We start from the raw sequence: 20,926 nt of genomic DNA on the forward strand, positions 1-20,926 counted from the left end.
TAGGGTGCCAGGACAGGCAGGGCAGAGCTGCCCCGACACAGATCTCGGGAGGTCGATGAGGATGCGACTCACCGCCCGCGACTGGGTGCCGGTCGGTCCGGCCCGACATCTGCTCGCCGAGGGCCCGCACTGGCGGCCGGACACCGGCACCCTGGCCTACGTCGACCTGCCCGCCCGGACCATCCACACCGGCACCGGCCTCCTCGAACTGCCGCGCCGGGTCAGCTTCGCGATCCCCACGCGGACCGGCTGGGTCGCCGGGCAGGAAACCGAGATCGCCGTCCTCGACGGCGACCGGATCACCCGGACACTTCAGCTGCCGGGGCTCACCTCGCCCGCGGTGCTCAACGATGCCAAGTGCGATCCGGAACGGAATCTGTGGGTCGGCAGTTACGATCCCTCCGGAAACCGGGCCGGGGCCCTCTATCGCCTGGGGCCCGGCGGAACGCAGGTCATCGTGACCGGAGCCGGGGCTTCCAACGGTCTCGCCTGCACCGCCGAGGGGAGCACCGTGCTCTGGATCGACACCCCGACCCGGCAGATCCATGCCCTCACCCTCGACGGTTGGTCCGGCCCGCTGCGCTCCCGCCGCGTCTGGTGCGACCTCCGGCACGAGCCCGGCCTGCCCGACGGAATGGCGCTGGACGCCGAGGGCCATGCGTGGGTCGCCCTGTTCGGCGGCGGCCGGGTGTTGCGGATCGACCCGGTGGGGCGCATCGTCGGGCGGTTTCCAACCCCGGTGACCCACCCGACCAGTCTCGCCTTCGGTGGGTCCGACCTGCGCACCCTCTACCTCACGACCTCCCGGCACCGCCTCACCGCAGCGGAGGTGGTGGCCCAGCCGCTGGCCGGTGCGGTGCTGGCCGCGGTCCCCGGCGTCCCGGGCCTGCCGGTCGCATCGGCCGACGCTCACAAACTGCCCTGATCCTTCCTATCCGTTGACACCAGTTCGTCATAATCCTTATAATCATTTCCATGATAGCGAGACGGAATCGCTGGGAGGATCAATGACGGGATCCGCACCCGAGCACACCGAGGTGCCGGCGATCAAGGTGGAACGCCGCGATGACGTGGTCTGGGTACGCCTCCAGCGCCCCGAACGAATGAACGCGTACGACCTGGCGATGGCCCGGGACATGATCGCGGGCATCGAGGACGCCGACGACGCGTACGCCGTGGTGATCACCGGCACCGGCCGGGCGTTCTGTGCCGGCGGCGCGCTCGGTCAGCTCGAGGACCCCGACCCCCGCCAACTGCGCCAGCTGTTCACCACCTCGCACAAACTGGTCAACGCGATCCGCTCCTGCCCGCGTCCGGTGATCGCCGCGGTCAACGGCGTCGCCGCCGGCGGCGGCAACGAACTCGTTGTGGCCTGTGACTTCGCGATCGCCGCCCGCTCGGCCACCTTCGGCCAGACCGGCCCCAAGGTCGGTTCCGCTCCCGTGCTGGGGGGCACCAACTTCCTCGGCCCGGTCCTCGGGGACAAGCGCGGCAAGGAGATGGCGATGATGTGCCGGCGCTACTCCGCCGAGCAGGCCCTGGAGATCGGGATGGTCAACGAGGTCGTCGACGACGCCGACCTGGTCGCCGCGGTCGACCGTTGGGTCGGCGAGATCAAGCGGCTCAGTCCGCGCTACCTGGAGATCGCCAAGGCGAGCACCAATGTCTGGTGGAACCTGGCCCAGGACAACATGCACCAGGCGCTGGCCACCCTGATCCAGGCCATCGGCAGCGACGACATGACCGAGGGCGCCGCCGCCTTCCTGGAGAAGCGCCGCCCCGAGTTCACCCCGCCTTTCACCCGGCCCGTGTCTTCCGAAAGGAACGAGTCCTGATGGCTCAGCGTTTCTATACCGACCTCACGCCCACCTTTGCCGACCGGACGCAGTGGGCCCTGCCCACGGTGCTGCGCCACTACGCGCAGACCACCCCGGACGCGATCTACCTGGACTGCCCGGAGGAGAACGCCACCTGGACCTACGCCGCCGTGCTGCGCGAGGCCGAACTGGTCGGCCGCTCCCTGCTGGCCGCCGGCGCGGTCAAGGGCGACCGAGTGGTCATCATGGGCGCGAACTCCTCCCGCTTCATCCGTACCTGGCTCGGTACCGCGGTCTCCGGCACCGTCGAGGTCCCGATCAACACCGCCTACGAGCACGACTTCCTGGCCCACCAGGTGCGTACGGTCGCCGCCCGATTCGCGGTCATCGACGACGTGCACGCCGCCAAGTTCCTCGCCGTCGCCGAGGCCGCCTCGACCATCGAGAAGTTCTGGATCATCGACACCGGCAGCGCCCCGCAGGCCGCCGCGAGCCTGCGCGCCCACGGCTGGGAGGTCGCCGACTGGGACGACCTGCTCACCGAGCACCCCGGCGACCTGCCCGAGGTCCGTCACAGCGACCTCGCCTCGGTGTTCTTCACCTCCGGCACCACCGGCCCGTCCAAGGGCGTCGCGATGCCGCACGCCCAGATGTACTTCTTCGGTGATGAATGTGTCTCGCTGACCCGGCTGACCAGCGCCGACGCCTGGCTGACCGTCACTCCGCTGTTCCACGGCAACGCCCAGTTCATGGCCTGCTATCCGGCCCTGATCGCCGGCGCCCGCGCGGTGGTGCGGACCAAATTCTCCGCCTCCCGCTGGATCGACCACATCCGCGACTCCAAGGTCACCGTGACCAACTTCATCGGCGTGATGATGGACTTCCTGTCCAAGCAGGAGCCCCGCGCCAACGACCTGGACAATCAACTGCGTGCCGTCTTCGCCGCCCCGACCGCGGCCAGCCTGGTGCCGATGTTCAAGCAGCGCTACGGCATTGAGGCCTTCGTCGAGGTCTTCGGCCTGACCGAGACCTCCGCCCCGATCATCTCCCCGTACGGGGAGGACCGCCCCGCCGGCGCCGCCGGGCTGGCCTGCGACGAGTTCTTCGACGTACGCCTGGTCGACCCCGACACCGATGAGGAGGTCGGCGTCGGCGAGATCGGCGAGCTCGTGGTCCGCCCGCGCTTCCCGTTCCTGTGCTCGAACGGCTACTTCAACATGCCGGAGAAGACCGTCGAGGCCTGGCGCAATCTCTGGTTCCACACCGGCGACGCGCTGCGTCGCGACGAGGACGGCTGGTTCTACTTCGTCGACCGGTTCAAGGACGCGCTGCGCCGCCGCGGAGAGAACATCTCCTCCTACGAGGTGGAGACCGCGTTGCTGTCCCACCCGGCGGTGACCGAGACCGCGGTGATCGCCGTCCCGGCCGATTCCGAGGCCGGCGAGGACGAGGTGATGGCGTATCTGATCACCAGTGCGAACGTCACCGCCGAGCAGGTCTGGGAGCACGCCGCCGCCCGGATCCCCGCCTTCGCGGTGCCGCGCTACCTGCGCTTCGTCGACGCGATGCCGAAGACGCCGAGTCAGCGGGTGCAGAAGGCCGAACTGCGCAAGCTCGGCGTCACCCCCGACACCCACGACCGCACCGCGCTCGCGCAGCAGGCCTGAGGAGCAGCCATGGAGATCAGTGCCGCCCACCGGGCGATCCAGGAGGAGGCCCGCCGCGTCGCCGACCGGTTCCGCGATGTCGCCGCCGAGGCCGATGAGGCCACCGAACCCCACCGCGGGATGCAGGCCGCCCTGGCCGAGTCCGGGCTGGCCGGGCTGGTGGTGCCGCAGGCGTACGGGGGCCGCCAGGACGGGGTCGACACGCTCGCGGTCACCCTGGTCCGGGAGATCCTGATGGGCGTCAGCGCCCACCTGGATACCCAGTTCTGCATGCAGGGGATCGGCGCGATGTCGCTGGTCCGTGGCGGTACCGAGGAGATCAAGCAGCACTGGCTGCCCAAAGTCGCCACGATGGAGGTCTTCGCCGGGCTGGCGTTGACCGAGGATGAGGCCGGCTCCGACCTGAAGAACGTCTCCACGACCATGGTCCAGCAGGGCGATGAGTTGGTGATCAACGGCAAGAAGTCGTGGATCTCCAACGGTCGCTGGGCCGGGTTCTGGTCGACGCTGGTCAAGGAGGGCGACGGCTACTCGATGGTGCTCATCCCCTCGGATGCCCCCGGCGTCAGCGTCACCGACACCCCGACGATCATCGCCCCGCACCTGCTCGGCGACATCACCCTGACCGATGTCCGGCTCCCGGTCTCGCACCGGCTCGGCGCCCCGGGCAAGGCCTGGTCGCTGGTGTTCGCCACCCTCGGCTCCTTCCGGGTCTCGGTGGCCGGTGCCGCGGTCGGCGTCGCCCAGGCCGCGCTCGACGAGGCGGTGCGCTACACCACGGCCCGCAAGCAGTTCGGCCGGCCACTGATCGAGATCGGTGCCGTCGGCCAGTTGCTCGCCCGCTCCTGGGCCGAGCTGGAGGCCGCGCGCCAGTTCACCTACCACGCCGCCGAGCAGGCCGCGAAGGATCCGCGGGCCGCGCTCGACCTGTCCTCGATGGCCAAGGTGGTCGCGACCGAGACCGCCGGCCGGGTCGCCGACAACTGCCTGCAGACGATGGGCCGCGCCGGCCTGATCCGCGACTCGATCGTCGAGCGCGCGTACCGCGAAACCCGGCCGATGCGGGTCTATGAGGGCGGCACCGAAGTCGTCCTCGACTCGCTGGCCAAGGTCCTGGCGAAGGGAGCCAACTGATGTCGACGGGGGTACTCGAAGGAAAGGTGGCCCTGGTCACCGGCGCCTCGCGTGGCCTGGGGGCCGCGATCGCCCGGGGGTACGCCGCGGCCGGCGCGACGGTGATCTGTGCCGCCCGCAGTGTCGACCAGCTGGCCGATGTGGTGGCGAGCGACCCGGCGCGGCTGTCCGCGCTGGAACTCGACGTCGCCGCCCCGGACTCGCTGCAGCCGGCCATCGACCGGATCGTGGCTGAGCACGGCAGGATCGACATCCTGGTCAACAACGCCGGTGTCGCCCCGGCCGGTGACTTCCTGGTGCACGACCCCGACGTGTGGCGGCGGACCCTCGAGATCAACGTGATCGCGCCGATGCTGCTGGCCCAGGCCGCCGGGAACCACATGGTCGCCACCGGTGGCGGCAAGATCATCAACATCGCCTCGACCACCGGCGTACGCGGGAAGCCCGGGCTGGTGGCGTACAGCACCTCCAAGGGAGCGGTGATGCGCTTCACCGAATCCCTGGCTGCCGAATGGGCCCGGCACAACATCCAGGTCAACACCATCGCTCCCGGCGCGTTCAGCACCGAGGCGCAGAAGGCCGTCACCGACGACCCGGACCTGCTGCACAAGCGGGTCCGGCGGATCCCGGCCAAGCGGATGGGGGACCCGACCGAGATCGTCCCCCTGGCGGTCCTGCTGGCCTCGGCCGGCTCCGATTTCATCACCGGTTCGACCTACGTCATCGACGGCGGAGAGGCAGGAAAACTGTGAGCAGCATCATTTTCGACGCGCACTGTCACGTCTGGCCCGACAAGATCGCCGCCAAGGCCCTCGCCGGCCGGGTCTCGTTCATGGAAGCCGGCTTCGACGGCACGGTCAGCGGCCTCGAGACCAGCCTCGAGCGCTGCGGGATCGACAAGACCGTCGTGATGGGCATCGCCGACCACGCCCGGCACGTCCACCGCACCAACGAGTTCATCGGTGCCCTCAACTCCGCGCGGATGATCCCGTTCGGCACCGTGCACCCCGAACTGAGCGTCGAGGAGAACCTCGACAGCCTGCGCCGCAACAACGTGGTCGGGGTGAAACTGCACCCGCTGTTCCAGAAGTTCCGCCTCGACGACGAACGGATCTGGGCGCTGCTGGAGGCCTTCGGTGACGAGATCCCGGTGATCGCGCACGTCGGCAAGGGCGGTACGCCGGAGACCGACGAGCTCGCCACCCCGCAGATGATCGCCGACATCGCCGACAACTTCCCCGAACTGCGCCTGGTCGCCACCCACTTCGGCGGGTTCCATCGCTTCGACGAGGCCAACGAACTCGTCGTCGGCAAGAACGTCGTACTGGAGACCAGCTGGCCACCCACGCTCAGCGACCTGCAGAAGGAGCGCGTGGTCGAGACCATCCGCCGCCACGGCGTGCACCGGGTCGTGTTCGGCTCCGACTGGCCGATGTCTGATCCGGCGGTCGAAATGGACGTGGTCCGCAACCTCGGGCTCACCACCGAGGAAGTCGACGGGATCCTCGGGGAGAACCTGAACCGGTGGATCAACGGCGAAAACATCAAGGCCGCGCAGGCCTGAGGCCCCGGCACCCGACCAGTTCCGCACCAACGCAGGAGAACCAGACATGCAGATCAAGGACAAGTCATTCGTGGTCACCGGAGGCGCCTCGGGCCTCGGCCTGGCCTCGGCCAAGGCCCTGCTGGAGCAGGGCGGCAAGGTCGTCCTGCTCGACCTGCCCGGCTCCGCGGGGGCCGACGTGGCCGCCGAACTGGGGGCCAACGCCCGCTTCGCCCCGGCCGATGTGACCGATCCGGCCGCGGTCGCCGCCGCCCTGGACGTGGCCGAGGAACTCGGTGAGTTCCGCGGCGTGGTGCACTGCGCCGGCCGCGGCGGCACCATGCGGATCGTCGACAAGGCGGGCAACCCGGGATCGCTGGAGTTCTTCGAGATGGTCGTCAAGGTGAACCTGGTCGGGTCGTTCAACGTGCTCAGTCAGGCCGCCGCGCGCCTGGCCAAGCAGGAACCGCTGGACTCCGAGCGCGGCGTGGTGGTGCTCACCTCCTCGGCGGCCGGGTACGAGGGCCGGATCGGGCAGACCCCGTACGCCTCCTCCAAGGCCGGCATCATCGGGATGACCCTGGTCGCCGCCCGCGACCTGGCCAGCAAGGGCGTACGCGTGTGCACCATCGCCCCGGGCGTGATGGACACCCCGATCCTGGCCAACGTGCCGGAGCAGGCCCGCGCGACGCTGGCCGACCCGATCCCGCATCCGCGCCGGCTGGGTCGCCCCGAGGAGTTCGGGATGCTGGCCCGCCAGATCGTGGAGAACCCGTACCTCAACGGCGAAGTGATCCGCCTCGACGGCGCGCTGCGGATGACCCCGCGCGACTGACCCGGCGTACGAGAAGAGAGAACGACATGGACTTCAACGTCGACGAGACCCACGAGGACATCCGCAAGGCCGTCCGGGACATGATGAAGCCCTTCGATGACGACTACTGGATGCGTCAGGACACCGCCGGGGAGTTCCCGTGGGAGTTCTACCACGCGGTCGCGAAGGCGGGCTGGCTCGGGTTGAACATTCCCGAGGAGTACGGCGGGGCCGGCCTGGGCGTGACCGAGGCCTCCATCGTGGAGCAGGAGATCTCCGCGGCCGGGGCCGGGATGAGCGGCTGCTCCGCGGTGCACATCAACATCTTCGGGTTCGAGCCGATGATCAAGCACGGCTCGGAACAGATGAAGCAGAAATACCTGCCGCGCGCCGCCGCCGGGGACCTGCACGTGGCCTTCGCGGTCACCGAACCCGATGCCGGCACCGACACGCTCAACCTGAAGACCCAGGCGACCAAGGTCGACGGCGGCTGGCGGATCAGCGGACAGAAGGTGTTCATCTCCAAGGCCCAGGAGGCCGAACGGATGTTCCTGCTGTGCCGCACCTCCCCACGCGAGGGCAAGGCCCACCGCGGGCTCAGCCTGATGTTCGCGACGATGGATCCCGAGGCGGTCACCATCCGGGAGATCCCGAAGATGGGCCGTTCGGCGGTGGACACCAACGAACTGTTCATCGACAACCTGTTCGTCGCCGACGAGGACGTGATCGGCAACGTGGGGGAGGGCTTCAAGGTGATCCTGACCGGCCTGAACGCCGAACGGGTCGTCGCCGCGAATGCCGCCCTGGGGCTGGGCTACGCGTCCCTGCGTCGGGCCACCGAGTACGCCAAACAAAGGGTCGTCTTCGGCCGACCCATCGGGCAGAACCAACTCATCTCCGGGCAGCTCGCCGACGCCAAGATCCGGCTCGACGCGGCGAACCTGGTCTGCCAGCAGGCGGCCTGGCTGGTCGACAACGGCAAGCCCTGCGGCAAGGAGGCGAACATGTCGAAATTCCTCGCCTCCGAGGCCGGCTTCAACGCCGCCGATGTCGCGATCAACGTGCACGGCGGCTACGGGTACGCCAAGGAGTACCACGTGGAACGCTACTTCCGCGAGGCTCGGCTGAACCGGATCGCCCCGATCAGCCAGGAGATGGTCCTCAACTACATGGCCGAGCATGTCCTCGGCCTGCCGCGCAGTTACTGACGCGCCGGGACAGGCAGGAACGGAACACTATGAACAAGGCACCCCTGAACGGGATCCGGGTTCTCGAACTCGGATCAATGTACGCCGCACCCACGTCCGCACGGATGCTGCTGGACTTCGGCGCCGAGGTGATCAAGGTCGAGGACCCCACCCACGGGGACATGGCCCGCCAATGGCAGCCGCAGCACAACGGCGCCTCGATCGGCTTCGCCCGGCTGAACGCCGGCAAGAAGTCGGTCGCCATCGATCTGCGCACCGACGCCGGTCGGGACGTGGTGCTGAAACTCGTCGCCCGGGTCGATGTGGTCGTCGAATCTTTCCGGCCCGGGCGGCTGGAGCAGTGGGGGCTCGGCTACGAGGCCCTGCAGCAGGTCAACCCGAACATCATCCTGACCCGGGTGAGCGGTTTCGGGCAGACCGGACCCTACAAGGCGCGACCCGGCTTCGGCACCATCGCCGAGGCGCTGTCCGGCTTCGCCTTCCTGAACGGCTGGCCGGAGACCCCGCCGACCGCGCCGCCGTTCGGGTTCGCCGATTCGATTGCCGGGATCTCCGCGGCGTACGGGACAGCCATGGCGCTGTTCGCCCGCGAGCGCGGGGAGGGCGGCCGGGAGGTGGACGTCGCGCTGTACGAGCCGCTGATGTTCATCCTCGGGGACGCGGTGCTGCGATACACCGTCGACGGCTTCATCTCCCAGCGGGTGGGCAACTCCTCGGGAGCGGCGTCCCCGCGGGGCATCTACCAGGCCGGGGACGGAGCGTGGATGTCGATCGCGGCCTCGGCGCAGAACATCGCGATGCGCCTGTTCGACGCGATGGGCCGCCCCGACATGAAGACCGATCCGCGCTACGCCACCAACGCCGCCCGGATGCAGCACAACGACGAGGTCCAGCAGATCGTGCGGGACTGGGTCGCCTCGATGCCGCGGGCCCAGGTGCTGCAGATCCTGGAGGACTACGAGGTCGTCGGTTCGGCGGTCAACGACTCCTCCGACATCGCCGACGACCCGCACTTCAACCTGCGTACGCTCCAGGACCTGACCAGCGACGCATTCACCGGAAAGGTGCCCGGCCCGGTGTTGCACATGAGCGGATCCGACAATCCTGCGTATGATTTCGTCCCACAGGTCGGAGAACACAGCCATGAGGTGCTGACCACTGTTGCCGGCCTGACCGCAGACGAGTACGACCAGTTGGCTGCTGCGGGTGTGGTTCCCGCAGCATGACCCGAGGAGCATCGATGAGCCTCCATGCGAGTCGACCGCAGAAGACCGCCCTGATCCTGTCCCGGCGGATCGTGGAGGACATCCGGCGCAACGACTATCACATCGGTGACCGGCTGCCCCCGGAACGGATCATGCTCGAGGACTACCAGGTGGGACGGGGCACCCTGCGCGAGGCGCTGCGGTTCCTGGAACTGCAGAACGTCATCTCGCTGAAGCCCGGCCCCGGTGGCGGTCCGACGGTGGAGAAACCGGACGCCTCGACCCTGGCCGCGGCGATGCTGTTGCTGCTGCAGTTCGAGGGGGCGACGTTCTCCTCCATCGTCGAGGCGCGGATGGATCTGGAGCCGCTGTTCGCCCGGCTGTCCTCCCAGCGGCTGACCGACGAGGGGCTGGACGCGCTCGCGGCCTCGGTCGACCAGATGCGGGAGAACATCAACGACCACCAGATCTTCCTGCACACGAACCGGGAATTCCACGACATGCTGGCGTGGGGGTCCCAGAATCCGGTCTACGGGTTCCTGCTCGACGCGATGATGGGGATCCTCGACGGGACATCGATGGGGGTGGACTACCCGCTGCGCCGGCGCGAGGCGGCGCTGGCATCGCACACCCAGATCCTGGAGGCGATCATGCGACGCGACGCCGACGCTTCCTGGGAGGCGATGAATGAACACATCGGCCAGGGCATGACCTACTTCCAGAAGAAGTACCCCGAGGTAATGACGCAAACGATCACCTGGGGGCCGTGAAAGCACAGCACAGACTCACGTAGTGGTCCGATCCTGACTCCAGACGCTGCCAGCTCGTCGATTTCGGCTGATTGCGGGCATCTGGAGGCAGGATCGGACCACTTGTGGCGTCAGCGGCCAGCCGGCTCGGCATCCAACGCTGTATCGATGATATTCATCCCAAGGAATCTTCTCGGACACTTCCCAACGCTCGGCTAAATCATTATCATCATTATCAACGCTTTGATCTGCCGAGGAAGTCAGGAGCAAGCTGTGGGTGTCACTGTGGATACCGCTGCCGGAGAAAAAGTCATCGTGGTCGGAGCCGGGCTCTCGGGTCTGGCCACCGCCATCGGATCAGCCCTGCAGGGGCTGCCGGTCGTCGTGCTGGAGGCTGCCGAGCTGGTCGGCGGGGCGGCGGCCTACTCCGGCGGCCAGATCTGGTGCGGCAACAATCACGTCGCGCAGCGCGAGGGGTACGGCCCGGATTCGCTGGAGCTGACCGAGACCTACTTCACCGAGGTCGCCGAGGAATCCCACCCCGAGGTGCTCGACCGGGCCGCCCTGAAGCGCTGGGTGCAGCAGTCGCCCGAGGCGATCAAGTACTGGGAGGACAACGGAGCCATCCGCTGGACCGTGATCCCGGGGCTGGCTGATTACCACAACGAGGCCAAGGGGGCGCTCGGTGAGGGCCGCTACCTGACCAACGAACTCATCGACGGCTCCGAACTCGGCGAATGGCGCCAGAAGCTGCGCTACAGCCCCTACTTCCCGGTCGGCAAGACCTACGCCGATCTGCTCGGCAAGGGCCGGCGGGCCACGTATGTCGACGAGGAGGGGGAGAAGGAAGCCACCAAACACGGCCACGTCGGCCTGCCCGCCTTCGGGATCGCCGATGGCTCGCATCCCACCGAGAACCAGGGCGAGGACGACCCGCTCACCTACGGCACCGGCGTGGTCGCCAGCTTCCTGAACCGAGCCATCCGGGAGCAGAACATCGAGATCCGCACCGGGTCCCCGGTGACCGAACTGCTCCAGGAGAACGGCCGCGTGATCGGGGCCCGCACCGCCGCTGGGGACGAGTTCCGTGGCCCGGTGGTGCTGTGCACCAGCACCTACGACTGGGATCCCGATCTGGTCCGTGAGGTCCTCGGTCTGGAGCCGGAGGACTGGGGCTCGGTCGCTCCGGAGAGCGTGGCCGGCGACGGCATCAAGCTGGCCCAGCAGGTGGGCGGCCAGTTGTTCAAGATCCCCCCGACCGCGACGCCCATCCTGCCGGGCTGGAGGTCCCAGGTGGGTACCGGTTACGGCTACGGCCCCGAGTACGCCATGCCGCACTGCATGATCGTCGACCGGACCGGCCAGCGCTACTGCAATGACTCGTTCTGGCCCGACATCGTCAAGAAGACGCTGAACCCCGACGACAAGCACCTGCCGTTCTTCCTGATCTGGGACGAGCAGCACCGCATGAAGTACGGCCTGGCCGCGACGCCGCCCGGGGGCGAGTACCCGGAGGGCTGGGTGGTCAGTGCCGACACCCTGGCCGAACTGGGCGACAAGCTCGGCATCGACGGGAACCGCCTGACCGACACTGCCAAGGTGTTCTCCGCCAACGCCGCCCGGGGCGAGGATCCCGACTTCGGCCGCGGCACCGTCACCTACGTCAACAAGTTCGCCGGTGACCCGAACAACAAGCCCAGCCCGGTGCTCGGCACGATCGAGAAGGGGCCCTTCCACGGCATCCGACTCAAGTTCGTGGGTACGGGAATCGGGACCAGCGGCGTACACATCGACGGGGACGGGCACGTGCTCGACGCCGATCGGCAGCCCATCCCGGGCCTGTACGCCGCCGGCTCCGTGGCCGCGCTGACCCATACCGGGACGGCGTACAACTCCGGCCTCGCGCTCGGGCGAGGCATCACCCTGGCGTACCTGATCAGCCACGAGTTGGGCGGACACCCCATCCCCGCCTGACCGACCACACCGCCTCCGGCCCGACGACCACGGTCGCGAGGCGGCCGGGTCCGGGGTCCTGCGACCCGGACCGGTATCCCGGGTGCCCGGCCGATCCGGCATCCGGCGCAGAAACCGCGCCCCCGCCCGTCGGGCGGGGGGTTGGGGAGGAACATCCAATGAAGAACCAGAAAATCGGCCGGATCGTCGCGGCCGCCCTGACCATCGGGACGATGGCGTTGGTGACCGCCTGTGGTGGCGGCAGCAGCACCAGTTCCGCGTCCACCGCCGCCGGCGGTGGCGCCATCGCTCAGGAGATCAAGCTCGGCGCGGTGCACGACCTCACCGGTCCGGTCGCCTACGCCGGGGTCGGTGCCAAGAACGGCGCCGAGATCGCGATTCAGGAGATCAACGACTCGGCCTTCCTGGGCCAGGGCGTCAAGGTGAGCATCGACGAGGTCGACTCCGCCTTCGAGATCGAACGAGCCACCTCCGAGATGACCAAGATGATGGGCAACAAGGACATCGTGGCGATCATCGGCCCCGCCGCCTCGCAGCAGGCCGCCGCGGTCGCGCCGCTGGTCGAGCGGCAGAAGGTGCCGACCGTCTTCACCCAGGCCGGCTCCTCCGGCGTGGTGATCGGCGACTACACCTTCCGGGGCACGGCGCCGATGGAGACCTACTATCACCGCGCCGCGGAATGGATGAAGGCCCAGGGCCTGACCGACACCGTGATCGTCTACAACGCGCAGTTCCCGACGTTTGCACAGTTGGCCGACACCCATTTCCCGCCCCTGGCCCAGCAGAACGGGATCACCATCAGCAACAAGATCGCCGTGCAGACCAATACCCAGGACTTCACCGGCCCGGCGCAGCAGATCGCCCAGGCCAACCCGAAGGCGGTCAACGTCCTGCTGAATGCCGCGCAGTCGGTCACCTTCCTGAACCAGCTGCGGCAGGCCGGCTACACCGGTCAGGCGGTGGCGACCTCGGTGCAGGGCGCGGGAAACATCGCTCCGGCCGGGGACGCGGCGAAGGGACTGGTCTATCCGACCGACTTCTCCTACGCCCAGACCGATCCGAAGGCAGTCGCGTTCGCCAAGGCGTACCAAGCCAAGTTCAACAAGTTGCCGGACAACTACGCCGCCGAGGGTTACGACTCGATCTGGTGGATCGCCCGGGGGATCAAGGCCTCCGGTGACTCCAGCCGCCAGGGCATTCAGAAGGGCCTCAAGCAGGTCGCCGGCGAGGGGTTCGAAGGGGCGATGGGCAAGCTGACCTTCGAGGGCAACGACATGCGTGTCCCGGGCGTGATGATCAAGTGGGACGGCACCGCCGAAACCCTGGCCCCGTGACCGACCACCACAGCTGAGCGAGGGGACTCCCCGTGCAAGACGTCTTGAATGCGGCCCAACTCGGGTCTGTCTACCTATTGTTCGCGCTGGGCATGGCTCTTGCGTGGGGAACCATCGGCATCCTGAACTTCGCCCATGGCGCGACGTTCATGTTCAGCGCGTTCGTCGCGCACCTGGTGTCGCAGGCATTCGCCCTGCCGCTGCCGCTGGCCCTGCTCATCTCGGTGCTCACCGGGGCCTTGATCTCGGTCGCCACCCAGGTTTTCGCGTTCCAACCGATCATCCACAGGTCGCGGAACATCACCACCGCGGAAACCCGGATTCTGATCGGGGGCATCGGAGTGGCCTCCATCCCGCTGGCGATCGCGCAGCGGATGACCCACTCCGCCCCGTTCGGGATCAACACCACCTATCAGGACGTGGTGTGGGACCTGGGCCTGTTCCGGCTCAGCTCGACCAGCCTGATCGTGCTGATCGCCGGCATCGGTCTCGGCCTCGGGATCATCTTCTGGCTGCGCCGCTCCAAGCAGGGCCTGGCCCTGCGCGCCATCGGCGTGGACTCCGAGACCGCCGCCGGGATGGGCATCAACCAGTTCTTCCTGTCCATCGGCACCATGGCGGTCGCCGGTGGCCTGGCGGGCCTGGCCGGCGCGCTGCTGACCATCCAGCTCCGCGCCATCGCCCCCGAGACCGGCGACCAACTGATCATCAAGGCCTTCGCGATCATCGTGCTCGGGGGACTCGGGTCGATGACCGGCGCCTTCATCGGTTCGTTCATCCTGGCCACCGTCGAAACCCTCGTACTCAAGGCCAACCTCGGCAGCTGGGTCGACGCGGTGTCGTTCGGGCTGATCTTCATCGTCCTGCTGCTGCGCCCGCAGGGCATCCTCGGCCGCAAGGAGGTACGCCGAACATGATCGATTGGTACAACTCGAACTCGGTGCTGCTGCAGACCACGCTCACCACCCTGCTGCTCGCCCTCAGCATTCAGGTCTCGATGCGGGTGGGCGTGTTCTCCTTCGCCGGCATCGGCGCCTTCGGGATCGGCGGCTACCTGGCTGCGATCGGGATGACCAAGTGGCAGCTGGAGACCATCCCCGCGATCGCGATCGGCGCCCTTGCCGGGGCGGTCGTCGTCTTCCTGCTGGGGCTGCTGATCGGCAAACTCACCGGCCTCTATCTGGGCATGGCGACCATCGCCTTCACCCTGATCGTGGCGGTGCTGGCCATCAACGGCGGCGAACTGACCGGCGGGGCCTCCGGCATCTTCGGTGCGCTGGGTGACATCACCCTGGAAGGGGTGGCCCTGGTCGTCCTGGTGGTGGTCGCGCTGCTGACCTTCACCGAACTGGGCAGCCTCGGACGCCAGCTCGACACGGTCCGCGAAGACCCCGAACTGGCCAACTCCCTGGGCATCTCGGTGACCCGGTACCGCCGCATCTCCTTCGCCGTCAGCGGGCTGATCGGCGGGTTGGCCGGCGGCATCACCACCCTGACCCGGTCCACCATCACCCCGGAGGAGGTCAACTTCCATCTCGTGGTGCTCGCACTGACCGTCATCGTGGTCGGCGGCTCGGGCTCCTGGGTCGGGGCCCTGATCGGCTCGATCATCTTCGTCTGGCTGCCGACCTGGCTGGATTTCGTGTCCGAGTGGGAGGAACTCATCTACGGCGTCCTGGTCACTCTCGCGGCGATCTTCCTGCCCAAGGGGATTCTCGGCGTGATCCGGGACCTGATCCACCGCTGGCAGAGCAGCAGAGCCAAGAAGGCTGCCGGCGTGATCGGTCCGGACCAGGACCCGCACTCGATCAGCATCGCCGAGACGGCCCTCCCGGCCGGGGTGGGCGGGCGTACGCCGAACCGCCGGCCGGCGAGCACCACCAAGGAGGAGTCATGAGTACGCCGTTGCTGGAGGTCCGTGACCTTGCCGTGCACTTCGGCGGCGTGAAGGCGGTCGACGGAATCTCCCTCAGCCTGCAGGAGGGCAGCATCTACGGTGTGCTCGGGCCCAACGGCTCGGGCAAGTCCACGCTGCTCGGGGCGATCACCCGACTCACCCCCGCCACCCGCGGGGACATCCTCTTCGAGGGTCGCTCGTACGCGAATGTGTCGGCCTCCCGGGTGCACCATCTCGGGGTCGGGCGTACGTTCCAGACCGTCCGGCTGCTGGAGGACCGGACCGTCCGCGACAACGTCCTGCTCGGGGCCGACACCACCCGGAAGTCCCGGGCCGAGATCGCCGAACGGGCCGATTACGTGATGGAGCTGGTCCGGATCCACACCATCCAGAAGGTCCGACCCAGCGAGCTGTCGTACGGCATGCAGCGCCGGGTGGAGTTCGCCCGGGCCATCGTCAGCGATCCGAAGATCCTGCTGCTGGACGAGCCGACCGCGGGCATGAACACCAACGAGCGGCAGGAGATCACCGCAGTGATGCGGCTGCTGCAGACCGAGGGACTGACCCAGTTCATCATCGAGCACGACGTCGCCATGATGGTCGACGTCTGCGACTACATGTACGCGATGAACTTCGGGAAGCTCATCGCCGAGGGAAAGCCGGACGAGGTCGTCCGCGACGAGCTGGTCCAGGAAGCGTACTTGGGGAAGCGGGCGAAGAAGCATGCTTGAAGTCACCGACCTGCACGTCAGCTACGGACCGGTCCACGCGGTGCACGGGGTCTCGATGTCGGCCACCGCGGGCCGGATCACCCTGGTGCTGGGCGCCAACGGCGCCGGCAAGACGACCAGCCTGCGCGCGATCACCGGATTCCTCCGCGACGCCAAGGGATCGGTCACCATCAACGGCAAACAGATCCTGGGCAAGTTCCCGCACGTGGTCGTCAAACACGGCCTGTCCCTGGTGCCCGAGGGGCGCAAGATCTTCTTCCCACTGACCGTCGAGGAGAATCTGCGGGTCGGCGGTTACACCGCCTCGAAGGCCCACAACGCGCAGATGATGGCGAAGATCTATGAGCTCTTCCCGATCCTGTACGAGCGCCGCGACGGGGCCGCCGGGCTGCTGTCCGGCGGCGAACAGCAGATGCTCGCCTTCGGCCGGGCGCTGATGTCGGATCCCGAAGTGATCCTGATGGACGAACCGTCCATGGGGCTCGCCCCGAGCATGGTGATGCGGGTGATGGAGCAGGTACGCGCCATCGCCGACTCCGGCATCGGGGTGCTGATGGTGGAACAGAACGCCGACGCCGGCCTCGGGATCGCCGACGACGTGGTCGTGGTAAGCCGCGGCGAGAGCGTGTGGTCGGGCACCGCCGAGGTGGCCCAGTCCGACAAGGCCGTGGTGCACGCCTTCCTCGGGGAATCGGCGCTCGCCGAAACCCCGGCCGACATCGGCGCGGCAGACCGCGGCGAAACCGGTCTGGCCGAGGCGCTCAACGCGGCCGAGGACGACGCGTCCGCCGACCGCACCAACTGAGGTACCCGCGGCTGCCCATCGGGTGGTCGCGCCCGTATTCGGGACCCCGCCGCGGGCGGGCAACAGGAAGGAAGAGTCAATGGTGACTGTCCATCGTCGAACCCTCTTCGGCGGAGCTCTCGCGCTGGGCGGCCTGGGGGTGCTCGGGCTGGCCGGCTGTGCCAACGGCAGCAGCTCTGCCCAGGCGGGATCGGCTGCTATCGCCAAAACCATCAAGATCACCGCGGTGGAGGATCTCACCGGCGCCCAGGCCTTCGCCGGTGTGGGCTCGGCCCGGGGCAGCGAGCTGGCCATCGAGGAGATCAACGCCTCCGGCTTTCTCGGGGCCGGGGTTCAGCTCGTCTTCGACAAACGCGATCCCGCCGGGGAGATCGAACGCGCCACCAGCGAGGTGACCAAGGCCATCGCCGACAAGGAGACGATGGTGCTGATCGGCCCGGCCACGGGGCAGCAGGCCGCCGCGGTGGCCCCCCTGGCCGAGCGCGGCAAGGTGCCGATCGTGTTCACCCAGGCCGGGGCCGAAGGGGTGGTCATCGGGGACTACACCTTCCGGGCCACCGCACCCATGTACACCTACTACGAGACGGCGGTGGAGTACCTGGCCGAGAACAACGTCCGGACCGCCTCGATCCTGTACAACGCAACCTTCTCCACGCTGGCCGAACTGGGCACCAAACACATTCCGGAGATGGCCGCCAAGCACGGCATCACGATCGTCAGCAGCGTCCCGGTGCAGTCCTCGACGCAGGACTTCACCACCCCGACCCAGCAGATCACCGCCGCGAGCCCGGACGCCGTGTTCATCCCGATTCTGAACAACCAGGCCGCGACCGCCCTGAAGCAGTTCAAGCAGGCCGGCTACCGGGGGAAGTTCATGGGCAATACCGCCCAGGCCGGCGGGAACATGAAGGAGGCCGGGCAGGACGCCGTCGGCATCTACTACCCGGTCGACTTCTCCGCCGGTCAGACCGACGAGGCAGCGAAGAAGTTCACCGCCGCGTTCCAGGCGAAGTTCGGTGAGCTGCCCAAGGCGTACGGCGCCGAGGGCTATGACGCCATCTGGTGGATCGCTCGGGGGATCAAGGCCTCCGGGGACTCGTCGCGGGAGGGCATCCGCAAGGGCCTCGCCCAGATCGCCGGCCAGGGCTTCGACGGCGCCATGGGCGCCATCACCTTCGCCGGCAACGACATGCGCGTGCCGGGCAAGGTCGTCCAGTGGGACGGGGAGAAGGAAACCGTTGTCAAGATCCAGGGGCAGTGAATCGATGAGCACCGAAACCGGCCCGGCCGATCTCGTCGGCCAGGACGAACTCAACCAACTCGTGCTCCAGCACGAAGCCGAGCAATTGCTGTACGCCTACCAGGACCGCGTCGACCACAAGGATCTGACCGGACTGGCCGAGGTGTTCCACCCCGACGCGGTGCTGGAGCGCCAGGACGGACCACGCACCGGCCGGGACGCGGTGATCGACCTCTACCGCGCCTTCGCCGACTCCGATGTGACGAACGCCCAGCACAACGGCTACAACGTCCGGGTCAGCGAGACCGACACCGCGGGTGTGCTGCGGGTCGACTCCTGCTTCCTGGCGATCACCACCCACGCGTCCGGCGGCGCCCGGTACGTGTGGGGCCGGTATCGCGACGACATGGTCCACCACGAGGGCCGCTGGGTCTACCTGGTCAAACGCATCCTGATCGGCCGGACCCTGCTGATCGCCGAGGACCAGCTCGCCCCGCTGGCGCGGGATTCGTTCGGCGCCATGACCGACTGAGCAGCGACCGACTGAGCAGCGACCGCCCGACCACTCATCCGCACTTTCAAGGAGATCTCCGATGACCAACACCGAATTTAGCGACACCGACCTGACCCGGCTGGCAGCCCGGCTGCAGCGGGTCGAGGACCGCCTCGCGATCCAGGACCTCGTCCAGCTGTACGGCTATGTGATGGACGAGCGCGATCTGTCCGGGCTGCCGCAACTGTTCACCGCCGATGCCGAACTGCACTCCGAGGACGGAGTGTTCAACGCGATCGGGCTGGACACCATCACCGAGACCTACGGTGGTCGCTACGACCAGCTCGGAGCCACCTACCACTGGGCGAACGCGGTGATCACCCGATTCGACGCTGCCGACCCGGATGTGGCGTACGGACTGGTCAATGGCGGCGCCGAGGTGGTCCGCAACGGCGAGACGATGAAGGTCGCGCTGCGCTACAAGGACACCTACCGGCGTACCCCCGAGGGCTGGCGGTTCGCGATCCGCACCATGTCGTACGCCTATTACATCCGCGAGGACGAGTACATCGAAGGGATGAAGGGAGCCGACCGCAACCGCTGTTACGGCGACCGGCGCGAGGCGGACTGGCCGGCGGTGCTGCACAACGGTGAGCTGGACTGGCTGCGCGCCTACTACCGGCAGGCCGGCGATGAGTGATTCCGCGCCCGAGGTCGACGTGATCGTGCTCGGCACCGGATGCGCCGGGCTGATCACCGCGCTGGCGGCCGCCGATGCCGGGGCGAGCGTGGCGGTCTACGAGAAGGGCGCCAAGCTGGGTGGGACCACGGCGCTGAGCAGCGGGGTGGCCTGGCTGCCGGCGAACAAGTACCAGGCCGATCACCGGGTGAGCGACTCGATCGCCGACGGGCGGGCGTACCTGACGGCTCTGTCGAACGGGATGATCCTGCCGGAGTTCACCGAGGCCTTCCTGGAATCGGTGAACCCGATGCTGGAGTGGGCCGAGCAGCGTACGCCCCTGCGGATGCGGTTGGTCCCGGGATACCCCGACTACCATCCGGAGTTTTCGGGCGGGAAACCCGGGGGCGGCCGGTCGACCGAGCCGGAGCTGTTCTGCTTCGATCAACTGGGCGAGTGGAAGGATCGATTCCTCGGGTTCCGGCGCCCGATGGCAGTCGGGGAAACCCCGGTCGGCGGCGGCACCGGCTTTCTGACGCCGGAGGAGGAGGCCGAACGGACCTCCCAGAACCTGGAAGGACTGGGCCGGGCGCTGCTGGGTGCCCTGCTCAAGGGTCTGCTCGACCGGGGTGTCGAGCCGCAGCTGGAACGGGCCGCCATCCGGCTGATCACCGAGCAGGGCCGGGTGGTCGGGGTGCGGTTCGCCGACGGTACGCAGGCCCGGGCCCGGCGCGGCGTCGTCCTGGCCACGGGCGGATTCGAGCGGGACCCGGAACTGGTTACCGCCTTCCTGCGCGGCCCGGTCTCGCACCTGACCGGTGCGGTGACCAACACCGGCGACGGGCTCAAGATGGCGATGCAGGTCGGCGCCAAACTCGGCGTGATGCGGGAGGCCTGGTGGGTTCCGGTCGTCGCCGAGCCCGGCGACGAGGACACCCAGTACGCGTTGCACGGCGTCCAATTGGTCCAGCGGGAACGGACCCTGCCGCGGACCATCATGGTCAACGGCGACGGGCGGCGCTTCACCAACGAGGCGGCCAACTACAACGCCCTCGGCGGGGCCTTCCACGAGTTCCATCCGACCCATTTCCGGTACGAGAACCAGCCCTGCTGGACCGTGTTCGACCAGGGCTTCGTCGACGAGTACGGCGGCTTCGGAGTCCCCGCAGGCGGCGAGATGCCGGCCTGGGTCACCCGGGCGGATTCGCTCGCCGAACTCGCCGGCGCTCTCGGTCTGCCCGCGGAACAACTTGCCGCGACGGTGCAGCGGTGGAACGACCTGTCGGCCCGGGGCCACGACGACGACTTCGGCCGCGGCGACTCGGCCTTCGACGGCTGGTGCGGGGACCGGCGGCACTATCCGGGGCCGCTGGCGACCCTGGGCCCGATCGACCGAGGGCCCTTCTACGCCGCGCCGCTGTACTCCAGCACGCTGGGCACCAAGGGCGGGCCGCGGACGACCGTCGACTGCGAGGTTCTCGATGTCGAAGGCAGTGTCATCGAGGGCCTGTGGGCGGTCGGCAACGCGATGGCCGCGCCCACCGGGATGGTCTACGGCGGCGCCGGCGGAACCCTGGGCCCGGCGATGGTCTTCGGCTACCGGTGCGGGCGCGCTGTCGCCGGGGCTCCGGCCTGA

20 protein-coding genes are annotated in these 20,926 nt (G+C 68.2%); all 20 read left to right on the forward strand.

The genetic code is table 11. The features are described 5' to 3' along the window. Positions 1 to 55 precede the first annotated feature (55 nt). The 20 genes from G531_RS23915 (at position 56) to G531_RS0118495 (ending at position 20,926) form a co-directional block, all read left to right on the forward strand. Positions 56 to 925, forward strand: a complete 870-nt coding sequence (locus G531_RS23915; protein ID WP_081684263.1) for an SMP-30/gluconolactonase/LRE family protein — start codon at positions 56 to 58, stop codon at positions 923 to 925. Between the two features lie 82 nt (positions 926 to 1,007). Beyond that, positions 1,008 to 1,835 carry an enoyl-CoA hydratase/isomerase family protein gene (locus tag G531_RS0118405; protein ID WP_026928351.1) on the forward strand — a complete coding sequence of 276 codons (828 nt, stop codon included), beginning with the start codon at positions 1,008 to 1,010 and terminating at the stop codon, positions 1,833 to 1,835. After that, on the forward strand, positions 1,835 to 3,484 hold the full coding sequence (locus G531_RS0118410; RefSeq protein WP_026928352.1) for an AMP-binding protein: 1,650 nt from the start codon (positions 1,835 to 1,837) through the stop codon (positions 3,482 to 3,484). Before G531_RS0118405 ends, G531_RS0118410 begins: the two co-directional genes overlap by 1 nt. Positions 3,485 to 3,493: 9 nt before the next feature. Next, on the forward strand, positions 3,494 to 4,618 hold the full coding sequence (locus G531_RS0118415; protein ID WP_026928353.1) for an acyl-CoA dehydrogenase family protein: 1,125 nt from the start codon (positions 3,494 to 3,496) through the stop codon (positions 4,616 to 4,618). Beyond that, positions 4,618 to 5,370, forward strand: a complete 753-nt coding sequence (locus G531_RS0118420) for an SDR family NAD(P)-dependent oxidoreductase (RefSeq protein WP_026928354.1) — start codon at positions 4,618 to 4,620, stop codon at positions 5,368 to 5,370. Before G531_RS0118415 ends, G531_RS0118420 begins: the two co-directional genes overlap by 1 nt. Next, complete coding sequence (locus G531_RS0118425; protein ID WP_211221908.1) at positions 5,367 to 6,182, forward strand: amidohydrolase family protein; 816 nt, start codon at positions 5,367 to 5,369, stop codon at positions 6,180 to 6,182. Before G531_RS0118420 ends, G531_RS0118425 begins: the two co-directional genes overlap by 4 nt. Positions 6,183 to 6,228: 46 nt before the next feature. Next, entirely contained in the window at positions 6,229 to 6,996 is a 768-nt protein-coding gene (locus G531_RS0118430) for an SDR family NAD(P)-dependent oxidoreductase (protein ID WP_026928356.1), read from the forward strand. A gap of 26 nt (positions 6,997 to 7,022) precedes the next feature. Further along, positions 7,023 to 8,183: an acyl-CoA dehydrogenase family protein gene (locus tag G531_RS0118435; protein WP_026928357.1), complete on the forward strand. Its 1,161-nt coding sequence runs from the start codon at positions 7,023 to 7,025 to the stop codon at positions 8,181 to 8,183. 29 nt (positions 8,184 to 8,212) lie between these two features. Then, complete coding sequence (locus G531_RS0118440; RefSeq protein ID WP_035759774.1) at positions 8,213 to 9,409, forward strand: CaiB/BaiF CoA transferase family protein; 1,197 nt, start codon at positions 8,213 to 8,215, stop codon at positions 9,407 to 9,409. 14 nt (positions 9,410 to 9,423) lie between these two features. Then, positions 9,424 to 10,158 carry a FadR/GntR family transcriptional regulator gene (locus tag G531_RS0118445; protein ID WP_026928359.1) on the forward strand — a complete coding sequence of 245 codons (735 nt, stop codon included), beginning with the start codon at positions 9,424 to 9,426 and terminating at the stop codon, positions 10,156 to 10,158. Between the two features lie 252 nt (positions 10,159 to 10,410). After that, the gene (locus G531_RS0118450; RefSeq protein WP_026928360.1) at positions 10,411 to 12,111 is read left to right on the forward strand and encodes an FAD-dependent oxidoreductase; all 1,701 of its coding nucleotides are present in this window, start codon (positions 10,411 to 10,413) and stop codon (positions 12,109 to 12,111) included. 158 nt (positions 12,112 to 12,269) lie between these two features. Then, entirely contained in the window at positions 12,270 to 13,445 is a 1,176-nt protein-coding gene (locus G531_RS0118455) for an ABC transporter substrate-binding protein (protein ID WP_026928361.1), read from the forward strand. A 32-nt stretch (positions 13,446 to 13,477) separates the two neighbouring features. Then, positions 13,478 to 14,362, forward strand: coding sequence for a branched-chain amino acid ABC transporter permease (locus tag G531_RS0118460; RefSeq protein ID WP_026928362.1), 885 nt, complete (start codon positions 13,478 to 13,480; stop codon positions 14,360 to 14,362). After that, positions 14,359 to 15,342, forward strand: coding sequence for a branched-chain amino acid ABC transporter permease (locus G531_RS23920; protein WP_051215708.1), 984 nt, complete (start codon positions 14,359 to 14,361; stop codon positions 15,340 to 15,342). Before G531_RS0118460 ends, G531_RS23920 begins: the two co-directional genes overlap by 4 nt. Further along, positions 15,339 to 16,073 (forward strand): ABC transporter ATP-binding protein, encoded by a 735-nt coding sequence (locus tag G531_RS0118470; protein WP_026928363.1) that lies wholly within the window; start codon positions 15,339 to 15,341, stop codon positions 16,071 to 16,073. Before G531_RS23920 ends, G531_RS0118470 begins: the two co-directional genes overlap by 4 nt. Further along, the gene (locus G531_RS23925) at positions 16,066 to 16,878 is read left to right on the forward strand and encodes an ABC transporter ATP-binding protein (RefSeq protein WP_081684264.1); all 813 of its coding nucleotides are present in this window, start codon (positions 16,066 to 16,068) and stop codon (positions 16,876 to 16,878) included. The genes G531_RS0118470 and G531_RS23925 overlap by 8 nt, the downstream gene beginning before the upstream one ends. Before the next feature lie 79 nt (positions 16,879 to 16,957). Further along, a complete protein-coding gene (locus tag G531_RS0118480; protein ID WP_026928364.1) occupies positions 16,958 to 18,139 on the forward strand; it encodes an ABC transporter substrate-binding protein in 1,182 nt (393 codons plus the stop codon). Between the two features lie 4 nt (positions 18,140 to 18,143). Then, on the forward strand, positions 18,144 to 18,650 hold the full coding sequence (locus tag G531_RS0118485) for a nuclear transport factor 2 family protein (RefSeq protein WP_026928365.1): 507 nt from the start codon (positions 18,144 to 18,146) through the stop codon (positions 18,648 to 18,650). 61 nt (positions 18,651 to 18,711) lie between these two features. After that, positions 18,712 to 19,311 (forward strand): nuclear transport factor 2 family protein, encoded by a 600-nt coding sequence (locus G531_RS0118490; RefSeq protein ID WP_035759777.1) that lies wholly within the window; start codon positions 18,712 to 18,714, stop codon positions 19,309 to 19,311. Beyond that, positions 19,304 to 20,926 carry an FAD-dependent oxidoreductase gene (locus G531_RS0118495; protein ID WP_026928367.1) on the forward strand — a complete coding sequence of 541 codons (1,623 nt, stop codon included), beginning with the start codon at positions 19,304 to 19,306 and terminating at the stop codon, positions 20,924 to 20,926. Before G531_RS0118490 ends, G531_RS0118495 begins: the two co-directional genes overlap by 8 nt.

Source organism: Granulicoccus phenolivorans DSM 17626 = NBRC 107789 = JCM 15570, from assembly GCF_000423085.1.
GTDB classification, from domain to species: Bacteria; Actinomycetota; Actinomycetes; order Propionibacteriales; family Propionibacteriaceae; genus Granulicoccus; species Granulicoccus phenolivorans.